General features: G+C 45.4%; 12 protein-coding genes. 9 read left to right on the top strand and 3 right to left on the bottom strand.

Features of this window, described 5'->3' with window-relative positions; genetic code table 11:
* Positions 1-185 precede the first annotated feature (185 nt).
* Positions 186-2,717, bottom strand: coding sequence for a VWA domain-containing protein (locus QZ938_RS20850; protein ID WP_293354056.1), 2,532 nt, complete (start codon positions 2,715-2,717; stop codon positions 186-188).
* Between the two features lie 305 nt (positions 2,718-3,022).
* Here QZ938_RS20850 and QZ938_RS20845 point away from each other — a divergent pair, with 305 nt between their 5' ends.
* The 3 genes from QZ938_RS20845 to QZ938_RS20835 all read left to right on the top strand — a co-directional run bounded on the left by QZ938_RS20845 (position 3,023) and on the right by QZ938_RS20835 (position 11,482).
* Positions 3,023-4,009 (top strand): AEC family transporter, encoded by a 987-nt coding sequence (locus tag QZ938_RS20845; protein WP_293332151.1) that lies wholly within the window; start codon positions 3,023-3,025, stop codon positions 4,007-4,009.
* Positions 4,010-4,175: 166 nt separating this feature from the next.
* A complete protein-coding gene (locus QZ938_RS20840; RefSeq protein WP_293354058.1) occupies positions 4,176-9,596 on the top strand; it encodes an ATP-binding sensor histidine kinase in 5,421 nt (1,806 codons plus the stop codon).
* A 278-nt stretch (positions 9,597-9,874) separates the two neighbouring features.
* Positions 9,875-11,482, top strand: a complete 1,608-nt coding sequence (locus QZ938_RS20835; RefSeq protein WP_293365634.1) for a calcium-binding protein — start codon at positions 9,875-9,877, stop codon at positions 11,480-11,482.
* 66 nt (positions 11,483-11,548) lie between these two features.
* On the opposite strand, the gene QZ938_RS20830 is transcribed toward QZ938_RS20835, so the two are convergent.
* Positions 11,549-11,911, bottom strand: coding sequence for a hypothetical protein (locus tag QZ938_RS20830; protein ID WP_293147301.1), 363 nt, complete (start codon positions 11,909-11,911; stop codon positions 11,549-11,551).
* Between the two features lie 827 nt (positions 11,912-12,738).
* Here QZ938_RS20830 and QZ938_RS20825 point away from each other — a divergent pair.
* Together QZ938_RS20825 and QZ938_RS20820 are read left to right on the top strand one after the other, a co-directional pair.
* Positions 12,739-13,584, top strand: coding sequence for a photosystem II manganese-stabilizing polypeptide (locus QZ938_RS20825; protein ID WP_293354062.1), 846 nt, complete (start codon positions 12,739-12,741; stop codon positions 13,582-13,584).
* Between the two features lie 551 nt (positions 13,585-14,135).
* Positions 14,136-14,909 (top strand): RNA polymerase sigma factor SigF, encoded by a 774-nt coding sequence (locus QZ938_RS20820; protein WP_293147305.1) that lies wholly within the window; start codon positions 14,136-14,138, stop codon positions 14,907-14,909.
* A gap of 364 nt (positions 14,910-15,273) precedes the next feature.
* Here the strand turns inward: QZ938_RS20820 and QZ938_RS20815 are convergent, their stop codons facing one another.
* Positions 15,274-16,440 (bottom strand): pyridoxal phosphate-dependent aminotransferase, encoded by a 1,167-nt coding sequence (locus tag QZ938_RS20815; RefSeq protein ID WP_293147307.1) that lies wholly within the window; start codon positions 16,438-16,440, stop codon positions 15,274-15,276.
* 607 nt (positions 16,441-17,047) lie between these two features.
* On the opposite strand from QZ938_RS20815, the gene QZ938_RS20810 reads away from it, so the two are divergent.
* The 4 genes from QZ938_RS20810 to QZ938_RS20795 all read left to right on the top strand — a co-directional run bounded on the left by QZ938_RS20810 (position 17,048) and on the right by QZ938_RS20795 (position 20,435).
* Positions 17,048-17,560: an adenine phosphoribosyltransferase gene (locus QZ938_RS20810; RefSeq protein ID WP_293147309.1), complete on the top strand. Its 513-nt coding sequence runs from the start codon at positions 17,048-17,050 to the stop codon at positions 17,558-17,560.
* 189 nt (positions 17,561-17,749) lie between these two features.
* Positions 17,750-18,790 (top strand): ABC transporter permease, encoded by a 1,041-nt coding sequence (locus QZ938_RS20805; protein WP_293147311.1) that lies wholly within the window; start codon positions 17,750-17,752, stop codon positions 18,788-18,790.
* Positions 18,791-18,902: 112 nt separating this feature from the next.
* Positions 18,903-19,712 carry a leucine-rich repeat protein gene (locus QZ938_RS20800; RefSeq protein ID WP_293354064.1) on the top strand — a complete coding sequence of 270 codons (810 nt, stop codon included), beginning with the start codon at positions 18,903-18,905 and terminating at the stop codon, positions 19,710-19,712.
* Positions 19,713-19,721: 9 nt separating this feature from the next.
* Positions 19,722-20,435: a DUF6745 domain-containing protein gene (locus tag QZ938_RS20795; RefSeq protein WP_293354082.1), complete on the top strand. Its 714-nt coding sequence runs from the start codon at positions 19,722-19,724 to the stop codon at positions 20,433-20,435.
* Positions 20,436-20,909 lie beyond the last annotated feature (474 nt).

Here is a 20,909-nt window from a genome sequence, read left to right as displayed (position 1 = left end):
ACACCAAAGGAAAGTTACGAGCCAGAAGAATTGCGATCGTAGAAGATTTGCGATCGCTCCTTTTGTATTGGCAACCTAACACTGGTCTCATCTAGCTATTTCCTAGTCGCTACTGCTGCGCCTTTGCGGTTAATTTCAATCACACATATTTAACCAAGGTGGGCAAATAATGCCCACCATAGTTTTTACTTACCTACCGTGAAATACTCATTCTTAGCGTACACGCTGATAATGCAGTCGCCGACTTCAAAAAACATCCCCTCTTGCTCATCTTTAGAGAATTGCAAGTTGCTGTATTTAGCACCAATTTCATCAGCAGCCGCCGCCTTAGCCTCCATTTCATCGGGAATAAGTCCGGTTGAACCGATGTAGAAAACTAGCGGCGAAACTTTCTCACTGTACACTTTTTCGGCGTAGGTTTCCAGTTGCTCGTTTGCACTAGCTAAAGCAGCGACAAATTCGTCTCGCTTGACATCTTTTTCCTGCCATTTTGCTTGCAGAAGCCTCAGCAAACTTTCTGCACCCACTTTTTCTAAGGTGGCGCTAACAATTCCGTTATTTTCCAAGCCCAAAAAGTCATCGAAAATCAGCTTCATTAAGTCGTCAACTTTGGTGATTTTGGTGCGGGATGAAACTGTTTTGTGTGCGAAGACGACAGGCTCATCTAAGGTGATGTCAAATGTCGGTTTTGCTAGCTTTTCGCCCGTGTTTTTGTGGTAAACTTCGTAGAGGCGATCGAGAAATTTGTTGGCTGAGTGCAATTTGCCGAAGTTGAGGATATTTTTGCTGCCGATGTCGATTTTGTAGCTGACTCGCGAATCTACTGTACCATTGGCGATCGCACTTTTTAACTCTGTGTACTCCGTCGTCGTCGGAAAGTTGAGGTAAAGGCTTTTTGACAGATAGTGCTGTTTCAACTCTTCCAACTGTTGAGCCGTATAACTCTCGGATGCTTCCTTCAAATGAGCCGAGAGAATGCTGGAGAGAATTTTAATGTTGGCGAGTTCCTCAAACACTCCGTCAAGGCTGCCGTAACGCCCGTCAAAAGGCACTAGCGGCAAACTGTCTAAGTTAAGATCGTACTCCGAATGGAAGTCAAAATCTCCCGCAGGCGAGCCGTCTTGTTCGAGCACACCGCATTTTTTGAGCAAATCAAACACTGCTTGGCTGCTGATTTTGGTTCGCAGCGACTTGATATTAACTTCGCCGTCGCTGACAATGGTATAATTGTTGAAAGTATTGAGGTCTGTCACCAGAATTCCTGCCACTTCTGCGATCGCACTTCCATCCTCAACTTTTACCAGTTTAACTTTCCTGGTAATCAGCATATTGATGGTAGCGGTATTTTGATTGATCGCAAATGAACCCATCCGCACGTATTCGCCGCCATCTAAGAATTCTGTTTTCAGCCAAGGCTTGACAAGGTTGCCGTTTTCGTCTCGCTTTCCTTCAACTCGCTTCAAACCTTTGCGCTGATAGTTTTCTTGCAAGTGTTTCAAGTTGATGATGATGCTGTTGCTGTTTTCCTCCAATATCTCGATCAACTCCAGCAGGGAAATTTTATCACTGACTTTTACCCGATCGCCAATTTCATGATTTTGCAACACATCCGGCGCAAACACAGCCCGTTCCAAATCCTCCGTAAACTCCGCTATTTGAGCATTTGTCAAAGCTTTAGCGTGTTTTTCCGTCAAAGTAGCATCGAAGGTGCTCGCCAGCGCATACTTCGCCGTATTCAAATTGCCGTCAGCGAGGTTAGCTTTCGCAAAAGCAAACACCGACTCATCAGTTTGAGCAACCGGAACCTCTAATTTGTCATACTCATCTTTGGTGACTTGCTGATACTTGTAAAACAGTCCCGCATCGTCTGCTTTCAGCCCGCAGATTTTCAGCGTACTCGATGAACCGCTGATTTTCTTGCCGCTTTTGGAAACAAAAACTTGATAATCGTATTCCTTGATTAACGGTTCTTCCAGCGGCGGCGCCACCGAATCACCTAACAGTTTAGTGCTGTCGTACAGAGCATCGTAAACCATTTTAACTTCGCCAGCGCGGATGCAATTTCCCGATAAAGTGTTGGCGATTTTCGAGAGCAGTTTGAAGTCAGCAGAAGCATAGGATATCGTGTTGGCAAACACATCCATGTCCTTAAGTTCGTCACAAATTTCCGCTAGTTTTGCTGCTTCGGCATTAGGACTTGGGTCATTTGCGTAACCGTCTGTGTGCAAGTTAATTGCTGTCACTTCTCCCGCTTTTACGAGAGATTTAGCAAGCTGCATCGACTGGGATATGCAGGTACAGCCAGCGGTTTGGATATTTTTAATTTGTTTGATGTATTGAGAGTCAATCTTCGTCACTTCTTGAATGGAAATTCGCTGAAAGTGACTAATTACGTCTCCGTGGTCAGCGTAGGAAATGAGGCTGACAATTAGTTGGTAATTGTTGTATTCGTCTAAAGTCAAAAGCTTGACTAGGGTCTCTTTCAGCGGTTTTAAGTCATAATACATCGAGCCGGAGCGATCGATAATGATGATGCTGTGGGCAACGGATTTTTCGGGGATATCGCCTGGTGTTCTTTCGAGATTGAGGCGATCGACTAAATAGAATGCCTTTTCATTTCCGGCAAAATTATAGAGGGTAAATTTGGTGCGATTATTCGAGGCTGCTTGGCTGCTGGAACTTTTGATTTGAGATGATTGTTTTGCTTGCCGTGCCATACTTTTCACCTATGTTGATTTATTCCTCAACACTATCTTGACACGCGTTTATGTCGGTGTCAAGGCCTGTTGAGGAAAATTATCGTTATTGTAGGGAGAGGTACGTTGTTGGGCTTTAGCCCTCTTTATCTATAAGTCTAAAGGAGGCTAAAGCCCAACAACGTACCTTAGTTACTGTAGGGTGCGTCAGGGGCGATTTTTTTGAGCAGTCATCATATTCTGTTGCTGACGCACCCTACAGATTTAGTATTCGTAAAAACTCGGTTTATGACCGCGCGTGCAAGTCCTAAAATATTTAATCAATAATGCTAAATTTAGCAAATCCGCTGCTCAAACTCTATCTAAATTTAATCGGATGGGTAGCGTTTGGATTCATTCTCGGCCGCCTGCTACCGAGAAGCTATTCTACATATTTAGCCAAGTTTCTGTTCTTTTTTGGCACACCGCTGAGCATTGTTACTTTTATCCGCCACGCCAATTTTTCTGGCCCTATTTTGCTGGCGCCGCTGATAGCTTGCGCGGCAATTCTAGCGGGTGGCGGACTTGCTTGGATTGTGATAAATTTCGGCTGGGGCGAGGAACGTCTCAAGACTATTAATCCAGGCAAAAATACCTCGGAAGCCAAAACCGCCTGGAGTTTGCCGACTCAAGGCAGTTTTTTATTAGCGGCGATGTTTGGTAATACGGGTTTTTTAGGAATTCCCATCACCTTGTCTTTGTTGGGCCCGGAACACTTTGCTTGGGGGTTGTTTTACGACTTGCTGGGTACTGGTACGGCAATCAATTTACTCGGAATTGCGATCGCCTCTGGCTGCGGTAACAGCAATCTACACCAGCATTGGTTAAGTCCCCTGCGAGCAATTTTGCAGAATCCGGCACTGTGGGCTCTGGGTATGGGATTTGTTTCGCGCAGCTTGCCACTGCCGACATTAATCGAAGGATTGTTAACAACAGGTGCTTGGGCTGTAATTAGTTTATCTTTGATTACAATCGGGATGCAGTTGAGCAAGTTGAATTCTTTGCACAATCTCAAACAAGTTTTGAGTTGTCTGTCAATTAAAATGCTGTTAATTCCCTTGGTATTTGGCGCGGGTTTAACGTTTGTTGGCATTACGGGCGCGCCGCGGCTTTCGCTGGTGCTGCAAATGGCAATGCCTCCGGCTTTTGGTACTACTTTGCTGGCTGAAGTTTTTAATCTCGATCGCGAATTGACCGTAACTGCGATCGGTATTGGCTGCGTTACTTTATTATTCACGATTCCAATCTGGATGCTGCTATTTAGTTTTTCATGAAAATAGAATCTGATTAGTTTAAGAAGGGGGTTATTTTAGTGACATGAATCACAACCATTGAGCGATCTATGTCATGTTCATTTTACTTAACAATCACTGGAGTTGGAAATTCAATTTTCTTCTGTTAAGCTACAAATAGCCCACAGATGAGGCGAATAATAAAAGTATGACAACTCAAAATTTTACATTGACAGGTTATGAAATTGTCGATCGCATTTACTCAGGAACTCGCACCCTAGTTTATCGAGGTTTCCGTACTAGCGACAAACAGCCAGTAGCCATCAAAGTCCTGCGGAGCGAGTATCCCAGTTTTAGCGAACTCGTGCAATTTCGCAATCAATATACCATTGCCAAAAACCTCAATTTACCCGGAATCATCGAAACATACAGCTTAGAAACTTATCAAAACAGCTATGCGCTGGTAATGGAAGACTTCGGGGGAATCTCTCTGAAGGAATGGAGGGAACAAGCGGAAACTGCGCCGAATTTGAGGGATTTTCTGCAAATGGCGATCGACATCAGCAGTACATTAGATATACTCTGCCGCCACCGCATCATTCACAAAGACATTAAACCCGCCAATATTTTAATTAATCCAGAAACAAAACAAGTCAAACTAATTGACTTTAGCATCGCATCTTTGCTGCCGAGGGAAACTCAAACTCTGATGAATCCTAACGTGCTCGAAGGGACACTCTGTTATTTGTCTCCGGAACAAACCGGCAGGATGAATCGCGGCATTGACTATCGAACTGATTTCTATTCTTTGGGCGTGACTTTCTATGAATTGCTGGCGGGAGAATTGCCGTTTCAGTCCAACGATCCGATGGAATTGGTGCACTCTCATATTGCCAAGCAACCGCCATCACTGCATTCCATGAAGCCGGAAATCCCGCAGGTACTTTCCCAGATTGTCAGCAAATTGATGGCAAAAAATGCTGAAGACCGCTATCAGAGCGCTGTGGGGCTGAAATTTGATTTAGAATTTTGTTTGCGTCAACTACAGGACAGTGGTCAAATTGGAATTTTTGCAATAGCCCAGAGGGATCTGTGCGATCGCTTCATCATACCAGAGAAGCTCTACGGGAGAGAAACCGAAGTAAAAACCCTACTCGAAGCCTTTGAGCGCGTTGCATCCCCCCTTACCAAGGGGGGACACAGGGGGGTCGAAATGATGTTAGTAGCTGGTTTTTCAGGGATTGGGAAAACAGTTGTAGTTAACGAAGTCCACAAACCAATTGTGCGACAGCGCGGCTATTTCATCAAAGGCAAATTCGACCAATTTAACCGCAATATTCCATTCTCAGCTTTTGTGCAAGCCTTTCGAGATTTAATGCGGCAACTGCTCAGCGAAAGTGATGAAAATTTGGCTAATTGGCAAACTCAAATATTGCAAACACTGGGCGATAACGGGCAAGTTATCATTGAAGTAATTCCCGAGCTAGAAAAAATTATTGGGCAACAACCACCCGCACTCGAATTATCGGGAACAGCGGCACAAAATCGGTTTAATTTGCTGTTCCAAAACTTTATTCAGGTGTTCACAAAACCCGAACATCCGCTGGTGATATTTTTGGATGACTTGCAGTGGGCAGATTCCGCATCGCTACAGTCGATCAAGCTATTGATGAGTGGCAATGGCTATTTACTGATGTTAGGAGCCTATCGGGACAATGAAGTCTCACCCGTCCACCCCTTTATTTTGACCGTAGAAGAAATCAGAAAAGCGAACGCGATCGTCAATACGATTACCCTGGCACCGCTAGATTTGGCGGATACCAATCATCTAGTTGCCGATACGTTGAATTGTTCGAGGGAACTGGCGCAACCCTTGACTGCGTTAATCGATCGCAAAACCCAAGGTAATCCCTTTTTTACCACCCAGTTTCTTAAAGCATTACACGCAGATGGACAAATTACTTTTGAGCGAGATCTCTGCTATTGGGAATGTGATATTGCCCAAGTGAATGCACTAGCACTCACTGATGATGTGGTGGAATTTATGGCATTGCAATTGCAGAAATTGCCAGCCGAAACCCAACAGGTGCTGAAGTTAGCCGCTTGCGTGGGCAACCAGTTTGATTTGACAACGTTGGCGATAGTTTCAGAGCAGTCTCAAACCGATGCTGCAACAGCCTTGTGGAAAGCGTTGCAAGAAGGCTTAATTTTACCTACTAGCCAAGTCTATAAGTTCTTTCAGGGGACAGAGAAATCGGATACGCAAAATACGGTCAATCCCAAATATCGCTTTTTGCACGATCGCGTTCAACAAGCCGCCTATTCCTTGATTCCAGAAGAACAACAACAGTCAACTCATTTAACCATTGCTCGTTTGCTGCGACAAAACACCCCAGAAGCAGAACTAGAAGCCAATATTTTTGAGATTGTCAACCACTGGAATCGCGCGATCGCACTTCTGATAGATCCACTTGAAAAAACCAATCTCGCCCAACTCAATTTAATTGCTGGAAGCAAAGCCAAAGCTGCTAATGCCTATGAACTCGCTCTGACGTATTGCAGAACAGGTGTAGTGCTTCTAGATGATCTAGGCTGGCATAGCCAACCCAGCCTGATATTGGCATTGCATGAAGGTGCAGCAGCAGCAGCTTATCTCTACGGCGATTTTGTCGAGATGGAGCAGTGGGTGAACAGGATTTTAGCTCAGAAACTAGATCCTCTCGATCGGGTGAAAACCTATGAAATCCAGATTCAAGCCCATAGCACTCAGAGTCAGTTTCCAGAGGCAATCGCGATCGCACAGAATGCCCTAGAGCAATTTAATATTCATCTACCCAAACAACCAACACCAGCAGATATCGTCCCAGCCATGCAAGATATTGCGGCGTTGATCAAGGGCAGAACTGCCGATGATTTGCTCGAACTAACCGTGATGACAGATGCAGTATCTTTGGCAAGTATACAATTACTGTCGAGTATTACTCCAACGTGTTACGTCTCTGCCCCCTTACTGCTTCCCTTTGTCGTTTTAGCTCAAGTCAAACTATCGATTCAAGCAGGTAACACAGCCCTCTCTGCTTTTGGCTACTGTGGATATGCTGTTTTATTAAGCGGTGTTTTAGAAGACTTGGAGGCAGCCTATGAATTTGGTCAGCTAGGATTGAAACTGGCGGAAAAGTTTAAAGTGCAAACTGTTCAGGCAAAAGTTAATTTCATCGTCGGAAACTTTATTCTTCACTGTAAATCCTACTGCCAAAACAGTCTACCTCTGTTCACAGAAGCATTCAAAATTGGGCTAGAAGTGGGTGATTTTGAAAATACGGGCTACAGTGCTGCAAATTTTTGTCAATTTTCCTATGTTGTTGGTCAAGAATTAACGACATTGATTGCAGAAATAGAAATTTATATCGCCACACTCCTGAAGCTTAAGATTGTTTCCACCACCAACTCTTGTTTTGTTTTTTCGCAGACTATCCAGCGATTGCTATCCACACAAAATGAGTCTATATTGACTGCCCAAAAAGAGTTGCATCATACCTTAACTGTTTCTAATGATTTAACCGGATTACATTGTTATTGGGTTTATCGGCTCACAGCTTCCTACTTGCTCAACGAAATAGTTGAAGCAAAACAAAATGCGGCCCAAGCACGCCAAACCTTAGCAGCCGGGGCAGGTCAGATTAGCATACCCATTTTTTACTTCTATGATTCTCTGACAGCATTGGTTGACTTTTCGGAGGTAATAGACAAAACGGCAGTCCTCGATCGCGTCTCTGCAAACCAGGCTAAACTGCACCATCGCGCTTACCATGCCCCGATGAACTTTCAACATAAATATGACTTGGTGGAGGCAGAAAAGAGTCGAATTTTAGGACAAAAAGCCGAAGCAATTGAGCTATACGACAAAGCGATCGCCGGAGCCAAAGCCAACGAATACATCCAAGAAGAAGCATTAGCCAACGAACTAGCAGCTAAATTCTACCTCGACTGGGGCAAAGAAAAAGTCGCCGCAGGCTATATGCAGGAAGCGTATTACTGCTATGCCCGCTGGGGAGCCAAAGCCAAAATCGATGATTTAGAAAAACGCTATCCCCAACTTCTTTATCCCATATTACAATCACAACAAAATCGTTCTGTACTCAGCGAAATCCGCAGAGAAACAATCGGTAAATCGTCAGTATCACATCAAACATTCCCAACAAATCAATCTAGCAGCAATATTTCGGAACCCCTCGATTTCGATACCATTCTCAAAGCTTCCCAAGCTCTATCGAGTGAAATTGAATTAGAAAGATTGCTGGCGGCACTGATGTCTGTGGTGATGGAAAATACTGGGGCTACAACAGCAGTTCTGCTGTTACTTAAGGATGGGAATCTCGCGATTAAAACTGTAGCCTACCTCAAGGAAGATGTCATCTCAATCTCTGTACCGCTGTCAGCTAGCGAGGCGGTTCCTGCTGCTGTAGTCAACTATGTTAAGCGCACTTGGAAAACTGTGGTTTTGGATAATGCAGCAGCACAAAACGATTTTATTGCCGAGCCGTATTTAATGGATAAAAAGCCCACAAGTGTGCTGTGCGCGCCGATTTTGCATCAAGGTAAATTAATCGGGTTGCTGTATTTAGAAAATAACTTGACAATTGGGGCATTTACGGGCGATCGCACTCAAGTCATCCAACTGTTGTGCACCCAAGCGGCGATCTCGCTCGAAAATGCCCGCTTGTACCAACAATCTCAAGCTTATGCCCAAGAATTAGAACGATCGCTCTTTGACTTGCAGCAAGCCCAGTTACAGCTCGTACAGAGCGAAAAAATGTCCGCCTTGGGCAATCTCGTCGCCGGAGTCGCCCACGAAATCAACAATCCCGTCGGCTTTATTAACGGCAATATTGACGAAGCAACGACTACCATCAAAGATGTGATTAATCACTTAAAATTATATCAAGAAAAGCTGCCAAATCCCGGCGAAGAAATCGAACAAGATGCTGAGGATATTGATTTGGAGTATGCCTTAGCAGATTTGCCCAAGATGCTGTCGTCGATGAAAGTGGGGTGCGATCGCATTCGCGGTATCAGCACGAGCCTCCGCACCTTCTCCAGAGCCGATAAAGACTACAAAGTTCCTTTTAATATTCATGAAGGGATTGACAGTACGCTCTTAATTCTCAAACACCGACTGAAAGCTAACGAACACCGTCCGGCGATCGAAGTTGTCACCGATTACGGAAATCTGCCTCGAATTGAATGTTTTCCCGGTCAACTGAACCAAGTTTTTATGAATTTGCTCAGCAATGCGATCGATGCCCTAGATGAGTCAAGTCAAGGCCGCAGTTTTGATCGAATTGAAGCGAATCCTAATTGTATCAGGGTGCGGAGCGGTTTGGAGGGCGATCGCCATATCAAAATTACAATTGCCGATAACGGTGCGGGGATGACTGAATCTGTGAAACAGCGGATTTTTGACCATTTGTTCACCACGAAGGCGGTAGGAAAAGGTACTGGGTTGGGATTGGCGATCGCCCGTCAAATCGTTGTGGAAACCCACGGTGGTAAGTTGAGCTGCAACTCTGCGGTTGGTGAGGGGACTGAATTTGCGATCGTCCTACCTGTTAGTCAAGAAAGTCATTAGTGATGTCCCAGAAGAGCGAACATTAGTCATTAGTGATGATAGCGGTTTTAAACATAGGTTTGTAGTGAGGACTTTAGTCCGCATCCATCCGAGGACTCGCATTCGGAACGATCGAACCTATTTGCCACCACTCCAGACACTGGCAAAATTTCCCGCGCCGCTTCAGCAATTTGCCAAAATCTCAACTATGCTAACGTAGGCAAGCAGCAATGCCTTGTCACGCAGGCGATTGACATACTTTAAAACAATTTATTTTATTGAGGAGCGGTGTATTCCCTATGGCAAACCTGATCGGCACGGACAGCAACGACTTTATTCTAGGTACTCCGCAGGGCGATCGAATTCGGGGCTTAGATGGCGATGACACACTGCTGGGCGCGAATGGAGATGATACCGTAGAGGGCGACGCAGGCAAGGATCAGCTTCTCGGAGGCGATGGAGCAGATTCGCTGCTTGGGGGTGAAGGAAATGACGAGCTCATTGGCAACCAAGGCCGCGATTTTCTTTCCGGTGGCAATGGGGACGACTCGGTTCGCGGCGGTTTGGGTAACGATACTCTCGATGGCAACGACGGGTTAGACAGCTTGTTGGGAGATGCAGGGGACGACTTGGTTCGTGGTAACGGAGGCAATGATGTGATTGCCGGGGGTACTGGCAACGATACCCTCAGAGGGAATGACGGCGACGATTCCGTGTTCGGGAATAGTGATGATGACTATCTCTACGGGGATTTTGGGAACGATTCTCTCAACGGCGGTAGCGGGCGAGATCAACTGTTTGGCCTTGATGGCAACGACTATTTGGCCGGCAGTGACGGTGACGATACTTTGTACGGGAATGCTGGCAGAGATTCGCTCTTGGGAGAATCCGGCAACGATCAACTATTCGGCGGCAAGGCTGACGATACACTTTCTGGTGGCAGCGGTTTGGATACCCTTCGCGGCGATCAAGGTGACGACTGCCTCATGGGAGATGAAGGTAATGATTTCCTATTTGGTGGCAAAGGTAATGATGTTCTCGACGGCGGTTTTGGCGATGATTCTTTGGCCGGAGGTCTGGGCGACGATACAATTTTGGGTAGTTTTGGCAATGACAATTTATTTGGGGCAGAGGGTAATGATTCTCTGGTTGGAGGTGAGGGTTCGGATACTCTAACTGGTGGTAGCGGCAGTGATATTTTTGGATTGGGAGCCGGCCCGGGAAGTTTGGTTTTAATTACTGATTACAATGAGGCTGAGGATTTCTTTGGACTGCCGAGCAGTTTATCTTTCAGTCAACTGCAAGTTCGCCAAGGTAATGGTGCCAATCTCAGAGATACGGTAATTACGATCGACGGGAAGCTGTTAGCAATTTTGGTCAACACTCCGTCGGCGCTGATCGATGCCACTGATTTTATCAGTGTGAGTGGGACGTTTTCCCCCAGGCCGACGACTACGACGACTACGACGACTACGACTACGACTACTACGGGAACGGAAACGACTCCAACTCCGACGACTACGACTCCAACTCCGACGACTACGATTACGACTCCAACTCCGACGACTACGACTCCAACTCCGACGACTACGACTCCAACTCCGACGACTACGACTCCAACTCCGACGACTACGACTCCAACTCCGACGGCTACGACTCCAACTCCGACGACTACGACTCCAACTCCGACGACTACGACTCCAACTCCGACGACTACGACTCCAACTCCGACGGTTTCGAGGATTCCGACTGCGCCGACTGTTACCGTACCTGATTCAATGGTGTCAATTAGTTCGATCGCCCCGACACCGAGTCCGGGACTCTTGCCGATGCCCGGCCAGATGCCGGTATTTCCTGCAATGCTGCCGAGTCCGATACCCGTACCTCCTACACCTTTCGGGTTCTAGGTGCAACAGCGCCCTTCTGTGATGAGTTTTGAGTTAATGTCAACGTCACCAACTCAAAACTCATCACTATTTAAGGTCTTCCTCAGTCCCGGCCGAGTCATTTTCAGACTTGGCCGGATCGTTTTCTAGTGGAGATAATTGTTGGGCGTACCCCAAGATCGATCGAAGTTTCATACGCTGGATGTAAGGCCAGCCGCCATTGGCTTCAATATTCCTGAGCAGTTTGTAAACTGCTTGGCGGTTGTCGGGAAAAGATGCTTGGAACAAACCGTCCCGAATTTCCTGGTGCGAAGCTTCCAGGGCCCGCAGCAGGGTCAAAAGCAGCACACTGTCTCCCTGACAACTTTCGGCTAAAGTCCGAATCGCCTCTGTCAGCGATTGCAGTTGAGACTGCAACTTTTCTGACTCTAAATTTTTGCCGTTGTCCATACCGCTGCTTCCTTTGAAATCTACAAGGCGTTTGTCCCCAGCCTTTTGGTGAGCCGACTAATCGAGCTAGTGGCGATCGCCATTCGGGGCCAATAAGCAACGTAACTTAAGTGGGTTGACGATCGCAAGATTTATTTCCAATCCAAGTCAGGAAAAGAGCACAACCCGTCGTACCATGTGTATTGGGCTGCGATCCGAACATGATTGAGAAATCATAAGTTCTTGCTGATTTTCACCGCACTAGCTCGATTTTTTGAGTGAAAGCCAGTGTCGGTGAAGCGAGCCATCTGGATCTAAATGCTGCTATGGCGCTGGCCTAGCCTGCCGGCGGGCAATTATATTTTGCTCGAACTAGGGCTTTTTCTTAATATAATCCGATGTTGGATATTGAGGTTGGGAGTCAGGAACTCAGGGCTAAAAGCCACTGAGCTTGTAAGAAATTGCAAGCTGTTCTGACCAGACCCCTATACGGAGGAGACGTTATTTAGGTCACGACACCGGCGAATGCGACGCCAGTTTTCCGCTCTGTCACCTGCGATTAAACAGTTTTAAAGTCACTGAAACAGTGTCGCAGGTCTAACAAGCCTTTATAACCAGGTCGAGGCGAACATTACCCCGCAAGGGAGGCTCCATCAGGAGCGAACATTATGCGTACAGGGTTGTAAGATTTGAGATGGTAATTGTCCCATCGAAAGTACATTACAAAAGTACACCGGACTTTTACAACTCCAAGGCGGTAATGGAAAGATTCAAGGCGATTGAAATCGCCTGGTCGTTTTTCTCTCAGGTCTAAAGACTGTGAGTTTCCCAGTTACCGAGTTTTTTTTATGAAATATCGTGCTTTAATTGTTGCACTTTTAGCATTTTGCATGAGTGCGCTGGTTGCTTGTTCTTCTGCTCCTACTGATACCACGGTGGCGACTACCGAGTTGCTCACCTACGACGAGATTAGAGGTACGGGATTGGCTAATAACTGCCCTAGCTTGGCAGAAACTTCTCGGGGATCGATCCCGATTGAAGCGGGCGGCACCTATAAACTGACTGGTATGTGTTTGCAGCCCACAACTTACTTTGTGAAGGAAGAAGCAGCCAACAAACGCCAAGAGGCAGAATTTGTACCTGGTAAATTGTTGACGCGGTTCACGTCGAGCATTGACCAAGTTCAAGGTACGATCAAGGTTGGTAATGACGGTACTCTGACTTTTAAAGAAGAGGACGGCTTGGACTTTCAAGCAATTACAGTTCAGTTACCGGGTGGAGAGCAAGTACCTTTCTTGTTCACCATTAAAGAGTTAGTGGCTACTTCCGATCCGGGAGTCGTTGCGCTCAATACTTCTACCGATTTCCAAGGGGAATTTAACGTTCCTTCTTACCGCAGCGCAGGCTTTTTAGACCCTAAAGGTCGCGGTGTATCGACGGGATACGACAATGCTGTCGCCTTGCCAGCTACTGACAATTCCAAGCTGAATCGGTCTAATGTTAAATTAGCTGACACGCGTACCAAGGCTGGCAAAATTTCTCTCCAAATTGCTAAGGTCAACAGCGCTACTGGCGAAATCGGCGGGATTTTTGAAAGCGTGCAGCCTTCTGATACTGATTTGGGAGCTAGACCTGCTCTGGACGTGAAAATTCGTGGCTTATTTTACGCTCGGATTGAGCCTTCTGTTTCGTAAAATTGTCTTTCTCGATCGATCGAACTCGAGCAGTTTTTTGTCCTAAAGCTACTGCTCGCCCTTCATTAGCCAACAGTCTTTAGAAAGATAACTGAAGACTGTTGACTAATGACTAAATTTATGATTAAAGTGTTATTGACTTGCCAGTTATTAAATTAGAATTTTTGATTAATTGAAGTATTGCGTTTAAACAAATTTGCGACTACAATATGGTGTGAAAAATAAACATCAGTAGAAATACGGATTTTGCTGAACACTTCTCGGATGACCCCGACCAAAAACTGAAGCCCTGACGCTCGCTTAGGGTCGATCGCCAAATTTTAGACCAAAGTTGAAGCTCACAAATTAATCTGTGGAGTTTTAAAATCTAAAATTTAAAATCGACTGACTCCGCCAAATCCTTGCACAGTCCCAAACTTTAACTGGTGTGTCTGCTGTCACAGCTTTTAAGTGCTAGGATTACACCACAGCAAGATTATTTTTTTTAGACTAGATTAAAAACCCGGTCTAAAGCAACATCAGTCCCCTGCTCTACCAACCCTTATGCCACCATGTCTACCACAATCCCCAACGAGCTAAAAAGCGAAAATTTGCAATTGTTGCGCGAGTACCAAAATTCTGGCTCGAACGAAGTCCGCAATCAGTTAGTTCAACTGAATATTGGACTGGTGAGAAAAGAAGTTTACCACTGGATCAATCAGTGCTCTGAAAGCTACGACGATTTGCTGCAAGTTGGGTGCATTGGGTTGATTAGGGCTATAGAGCGATTTGATATCTCGAAGGGACACGCTTTTAGTTCCTTTGCAATTCCCTACATTCGGGGCGAAATTCAACACTACTTGCGGGACAAAAGCCCTTCTGTGCGAGTTCCGCGCCACTGGTTGGCCCTGGAACGCAAATCTGTCGCAGCGATCAAGGATTTGCAGGTGCAGTTGAACCGCAAACCTACGGATGCTGAAATAGCAGCAGTGCTTGAGGTTTCTGTAGCAGAATGGCAAGAAATTAAGTTAGCGCATCTCAATCGATCGCCTTTAAGTTTAGACGCGCCGGTGCAGGATGAAGATGAGGGGGCGACTTGTCTGGGAGAATTGGTGCCCGATAGCAAATATCGGAGTTTTCAGTTGGCGCAAGAAGATCAAATTCGCGTACAGCAAGCTTTGGCGATGTTGGAACAACGGACTCGGGAGATATTGGAGTTTGTTTTTCTGTACGATTTGACGCAGAAGGAAACTGCCGAACGCTTGGGCATTAGCGCGGTGACTGTTTCTCGGCGAGTTAAGAAAGGGCTGGATTTACTAAAGGAAATTATGACGAAACAGCTTTAGACAGTTGACAGTTGACAGTTGACAGTTGACAGTTGACAGTTGGGCAGTTGGGCAGTTGGGCAGTTACTACCAATAACGGATCGTGGCACTACTCAATAACCGCTGTTGATTTTAGATAATCTGAACGATAGCCAACGATTTTAGATGGTTTCAGTATTCATATTCATATCATGTCCGCTCGATTACCATAAAAAACAGTTCGTAGTGCGGACTTAAGTCCGCACTACGAACCTTACTTATTGTCGTTAATCGATCGCACAGAAGATCGCTAATTTACCAGCGGTTATTGTGTTTTTTCAGGGGTTTTTGAGCAGTTAGCTAATCACTAATCACTAACAAATGACTAATGACTAATGACTAATCTTTAGATGCTGCGAACAAATTTATCGAGCCTTTCTAGCGCTTTTTTAATTGTGCCTAAATCGGTGGCATAAGACAAGCGAATGTGGTCGTCTGCACCAAAAGCAATCCCTGGAATAACTGCTACTTGATGCTGTTCTAAGAAAGCATCGCAAAATTGCAGAGAAGTCATTCCAGTTTTGCTGATATTGACAAACATATAGAAAGCACCGTCTGGTTTGATGCAGCTAATTCCAGGGATCGCCTCAAGCAATTCAAATATTACTTCACGCCGATCGGCAAAAGCTAACCGCATTTTTTCCACAGACTCTTGACTGCTTTCCAAAGCTGCGATCGCGCCGTACTGTGCAAAAGTACACACGTTTGAGGTACTGTGACCTTGAATGGTGCTGGTGGCTTTAATTAATTCGATCGGCCCGGCTAAATAACCGATCCGCCAGCCTGTCATTGAGTAACCTTTGGCAAAACCGCTGCTGATCAGGGTGCGATCGAAGATTTCTTTGCCCAGGGAACCGATGCTGACGTGTTTGGCGCCGTCATATATAATTTTTTCGTAAATCTCGTCAGAAACGACTAAAATATCTCGATCGACTATCACCTCGGCCAGCGCTTTAATTTCCGCTGGAGTGTACACCATTCCCGTCGGGTTAGAAGGCGTATTCAGCACAAATAACTTGGTTTTGGGAGTAATCGCCGCACTCAGTTGTTCCGGTGTAATTTTATATCCTGTAGAAGCATCTGTCCGTACAATTACGGGCTTACCGCTGGCGAGTTTGACCATTTCTGGATAGCTGAGCCAGTAGGGAGCCGGAATAATTACTTCATCTCCAGGCTCGATCAGAGCCATCATCAGATTGTAGAGGGAGTGCTTGCCGCCGTTGGTGACAATGATATTTTCCGGTTGATAGTTAAGATTGTTGTCCGATTGGAGTTTGCGGGCGATCGCAGCTTTTAGCTGCAATTCCCCAGCCACGGGGCCGTACTTAGTCTTCCCCGCATCCAAAGCTTGCTTTGCCGCCGCTTTAATGTGTTCTGGGGTATCAAAGTCGGGTTCTCCCGTGCTCAAACTACATACATCAATCCCTTCGGCCCTCATAGCTTTTGCCTTAGCTGCGATCGCCAAGGTTATAGAAGGAGGAACCTCACCCACTCGTGCTGCCAACTTGATCATTGGATTTTAGATATTAGATTTTTGACTTTAGATTTTAGGGCGACAAATCTTGATATTCAACCGCTTCTAACAACCTATCTAAATCTACTCATGAAGAGCTTTCACTAGAGCCAGTCCAAGTCTGCGGTGTAACTTCCTCAATGTAAAAAGTAGTGCATCACTGCTTGCTTACTGCTCGGCTTGCGCTCAACAATAAGCTTGACCACAATTCCCCCGACGCGAGGAAAGCGACTTTGAGGTAAAAATATTCAATTGTAGTTAATGATTCATTCGTGCCAGGTGTTTGTTCGGTGATCACACCAACTAAGCCGGGAGCAACTCGCATGAATCAAGCGCAATTGAATTATACAGCTATTGTCACCAGTTTTCAAATTCTGGGTAAATGAGTAGATTTAGCTAGAAATAAACAGATTTCTTGAAACAGATGTTAACCCTGTTGCTATGAAATTATGACATTTGCCCAGGTAGTACGTACACTATCTAGTAATTAAACAATATAAATTCAAAAAGCTACTACTTTTAATTTTAATTTTTTAGTTTTTATGTTTTGCGTTATCATTGTACCATTTTTGATGCCTCGTTACCCTCAACGTCGATCTGCAAGCTTATGGATCTCAAATCTCTGATTCGCGACATTCCTGATTTCCCCAAGCCGGGAATTATGTTTCGAGACATTACAACTTTGCTCTGCAACCCGCAAGGACTGAGCTACACTATTGACAGTTTAGCTGAAAAATGCTCTGAAATGTCTGCTGACTATGTGGTGGGCATGGAATCGCGGGGCTTTATTTTTGGCACGCCTTTGGCTTATAAAATGGGAGTGGGCTTTATTCCTGTCCGCAAACCGGGAAAACTGCCTGGAGAAGTTCTTTTTGCTGAGTACGAGTTGGAGTACGGTGTCGATCGACTGGAGATGCACCGAGATGCCATGAAACCCGGCAGCCGGGTGCTGGTGGTGGACGATTTAATCGCCACTGGCGGAACAGCGGCCGCGACGGCTAATTTGTTGCAGCAAGCGGGATGCGAGCTTGTCGGTTTTGCTTTTGTCATCGAATTGCAGGCTTTGGGCGGGAGGCAGAAATTGCCGGATGTGCCGATCGTCTCGCTAGTTGAATATTAGGTAGTTGAGTGTTAACTGTTAACTGTTGACTGTTGACAAATAATATCCTTTCAGTTTGCATCGGAATCATTCATCTCTCTCCGATATTTCTCTGCGCTCTCTGCGCTCTCTGCGGTTAAATCATTCCGATGCAACTGGAATTAATATCATTCACAAATCTAAAACCTAAAATCTAAAATCTAAAATAGTATGACTTCTATTAAATCTAATCGAAACTGGCGAATGTTGAATTCTTTATTTGGCAGCGAGACATTTACTTATGTTGTCAAACGACTGTTGCAGGCACTTTTAACCCTATTCTTAGCATCGGCTCTGTGTTTTGCAATTATTGAACTCGCACCAGGAAATTACTTAGATACTTTGAGTCAAAATCCGAAAATTTCGCCGGAAACACTCAAACAACTCGAACAGCAATTCGGCTTAGATAAACCAGCGATTGTGCAGTATGGGCTGTGGCTGAAACAAATTCTGACACAGGGGAATTTTGGCACGAGCTTTGTGTATCAGCGATCCGTAGCGTCGCTGCTGTGGGAAAGAGTACCGGCGACGTTGTTAATGGCGATCGCATCTTTGATTGTAACTTGGGCGATCGCACTTCCTTTGGGAATTGTCGCGGCCGTTAATCAAAATAAGACAGTCGATCGCATTTTGCAAGTAGTCAGCTACACAGGACAAGGATTTCCCAGCTTTATTACAGCTTTGTTGCTGCTATTTTTCGCACAGAATACTTCGCCTCTGTTTCCCGTCGGAGGAATGACAAGTATTGACCATGCAGACTTACCTTGGTGGGGTCAAATCCTCGATTATTGCTGGCACTTAATTTTGCCAACAGTCGCCCTCAGCGTCACAGGTTTTGCTGGCTTGCAAAGATTGATGCGCGGACAATTGTTAGACGTGCTGCGTCAAGATTATATCCGCACAGCACGCGCTAAAGGTTTGCCGGACAATCGAGTAATTTACATTCACGCTCTGCGGAATGCGATTAATCCGTTGGTGACGTTATTAGGTTTTGAGTTTGCTAGTTTGTTGAGCGGTGCGTTTATTGCGGAATTTTTCTTTAATTGGCCTGGTTTGGGTAAGCTGACTTTGGAAGCCGTGAACAATCAAGACTTGTATTTGGTAATGGCGAGTTTGATGATGGGTGCTACGATGTTGATTGTTGGTAATTTGTTTGCAGATTTGCTGCTCAAGGCGGTCGATCCGAGGATTAAGCTGGAAGATTTGAAATAAATAGACTTAATTGAGTAACAGAAGGTATGGAATGGCGATCGGTAATAGTCAACAGTTAACGGTATTCCCATGCCCCCTTCCCGATGCCCCATTCCCCATCTTGGAGTGTTTTATGTCAGAACAACAACCAAACGAACCAATGAGTTTTAGTCACTTTGCCGACTGGTGCAGGCATATTGACAGTCTTTCAGAAGAGGCAAGGCACACAGTTAAAGTGTTGTTAAAAAAGGCTAGCACTCATGATGCTGAAGTAGCTGAGCGGATACTTTCAAGCATGACAGAACTGGATCTCAGCAGTAATCGAATTCGTGACATCAGCTCCCTAGGCTCGCTTACCAATCTGACAATACTGGATCTCAGCAGTAATCGAATTAGCGACATCAACTCTCTCTGCTTGCTCACCAATCTCACTACACTAAATCTCAGCAGTAATCGAATTAGCGACATCAGCTCCCTAGGCTCGCTCACCAATCTGACAACACTGGATCTGTATCACAATCAAATTACCGAAATCAGCTCCCTCGACTCGCTCACCAATCTGACAACACTAACTCTCGGCGCCAATCAAATTACCGAAATCAGCTCCCTAGGCTCGCTCACTAATCTAACAAGACTAACTCTTTACCACAATCAAATTACCGATATCAGCTCCCTAGGCTCGCTCACCAATCTGACAACACTGTATCTCTGCGGTAATCGAATTATCGACATCAGCTCTCTCGGCTCGCTGACTAATCTGATCGCACTGACTCTCAAGCGCAATCAAATTACCGAAATCAGCTCCCTCGGCTCGCTCACCAATCTGACAACACTGTATCTGGACAGGAATGAAATTATCGAGATCAGCGCGTTGCGCTCGCTCACCAATCTGACCACACTGCATCTCAACGGTAAAATTACCGACATCAGCTCTCTTGGCTAGCTCACCAATCTGACAAAACTGGATCTGGGTTGCAATCGCAGCATTACCGACATCAGCTTTCTGGGTTTGCTCACCAATCTGACAACACTGGATCTTGACGAGAATCGAATTACCGACATCAGCTCCCTCGGCTCGCTCATCAATCTGACAAAACTGATTATCGACCACAATCGAATTACCGATATCAGCGCGTTGCGCGAGTTGGTCAATCTCAAGCAACTTTTAGAGGAATGCGGCTGGATAATTCCTTTTGAAAAAATCTGTTATGCGTGCGATCGCCCCCGCCACCTACGCTTTGACAGTGAAAACCGCTTGCACGCTGAAGCAGAACCTGCGATCGAGTTTGCGGATGGATGGAATTTTTACTATTATCACGGTGTCAGATTGCCGGAACAATACGGTCAAGTGCATCCCAATTTGTGGAAGGCAGAATGGATTTTATCTGAAGACAATGCCGAAGTTCGGCGAGTTTTAATTGAAGCAATTGGTTACGATCGCATTTGTCAAGAGTTGGCAGCACAACAAATAGATAGTTGGCAGAAATATGAATTATTAAAAATAGATAATGCCGATGTCGAACCGATTTGTTTGTTAAAAATGACTTGTCCGAGTACGGGATTTATTCACGCTTTGAGAGTGCCGCCAGAAGTGCGATCGGCTAGGGAGGCAATTCGCTGGGTAAATGGAGGTATCGATCCAGAGGAATTTTCCATGCAAACTTAATCTATAACAAGTCTAAATCATTCATGAAGATTTGTAGGGGTAGTGGATGGTGCGTGCCTACCCCGAGCTGGACAACTGGGGTATTGCCCCTGCCTTTTATTATGCCAAATCCCCACATATAATCGACTTTATACCGATCGATAGTTATCCCTATACACAAAAAAAAATTACCTTCAGAGACTTTAAGATTAAAATTGAAAATTAATTTCTGACTGTACAGATCCAAAATTAGAGATTCAGCGTATATCACTAATGAACGCAGTACAAGATTTCATAAGTTCACAGCGCTAAAAACTTAAGCTTGGCGGCTTACAGTTGCGTTGTACTTGTCATGACCATACTGCAAACTATCAAATAAGCTGTTCTGCATTTAAACTGTATGTCAAGAAATAATCCAAGTCTTGTGGGATGGGCTTCTAGCCCGTCCCGAATATGCAATTTAAATGCACGACAGCTTAACGCGCTTTTATAGCC

The sequence above is a fragment of the Microcoleus sp. CAWBG27 genome (genome assembly GCF_020883145.1).
In the GTDB taxonomy this organism is placed as follows: domain Bacteria; phylum Cyanobacteriota; class Cyanobacteriia; order Cyanobacteriales; family Microcoleaceae; genus Microcoleus.
This window is presented reverse-complemented; position numbering and strand designations above follow the sequence as displayed.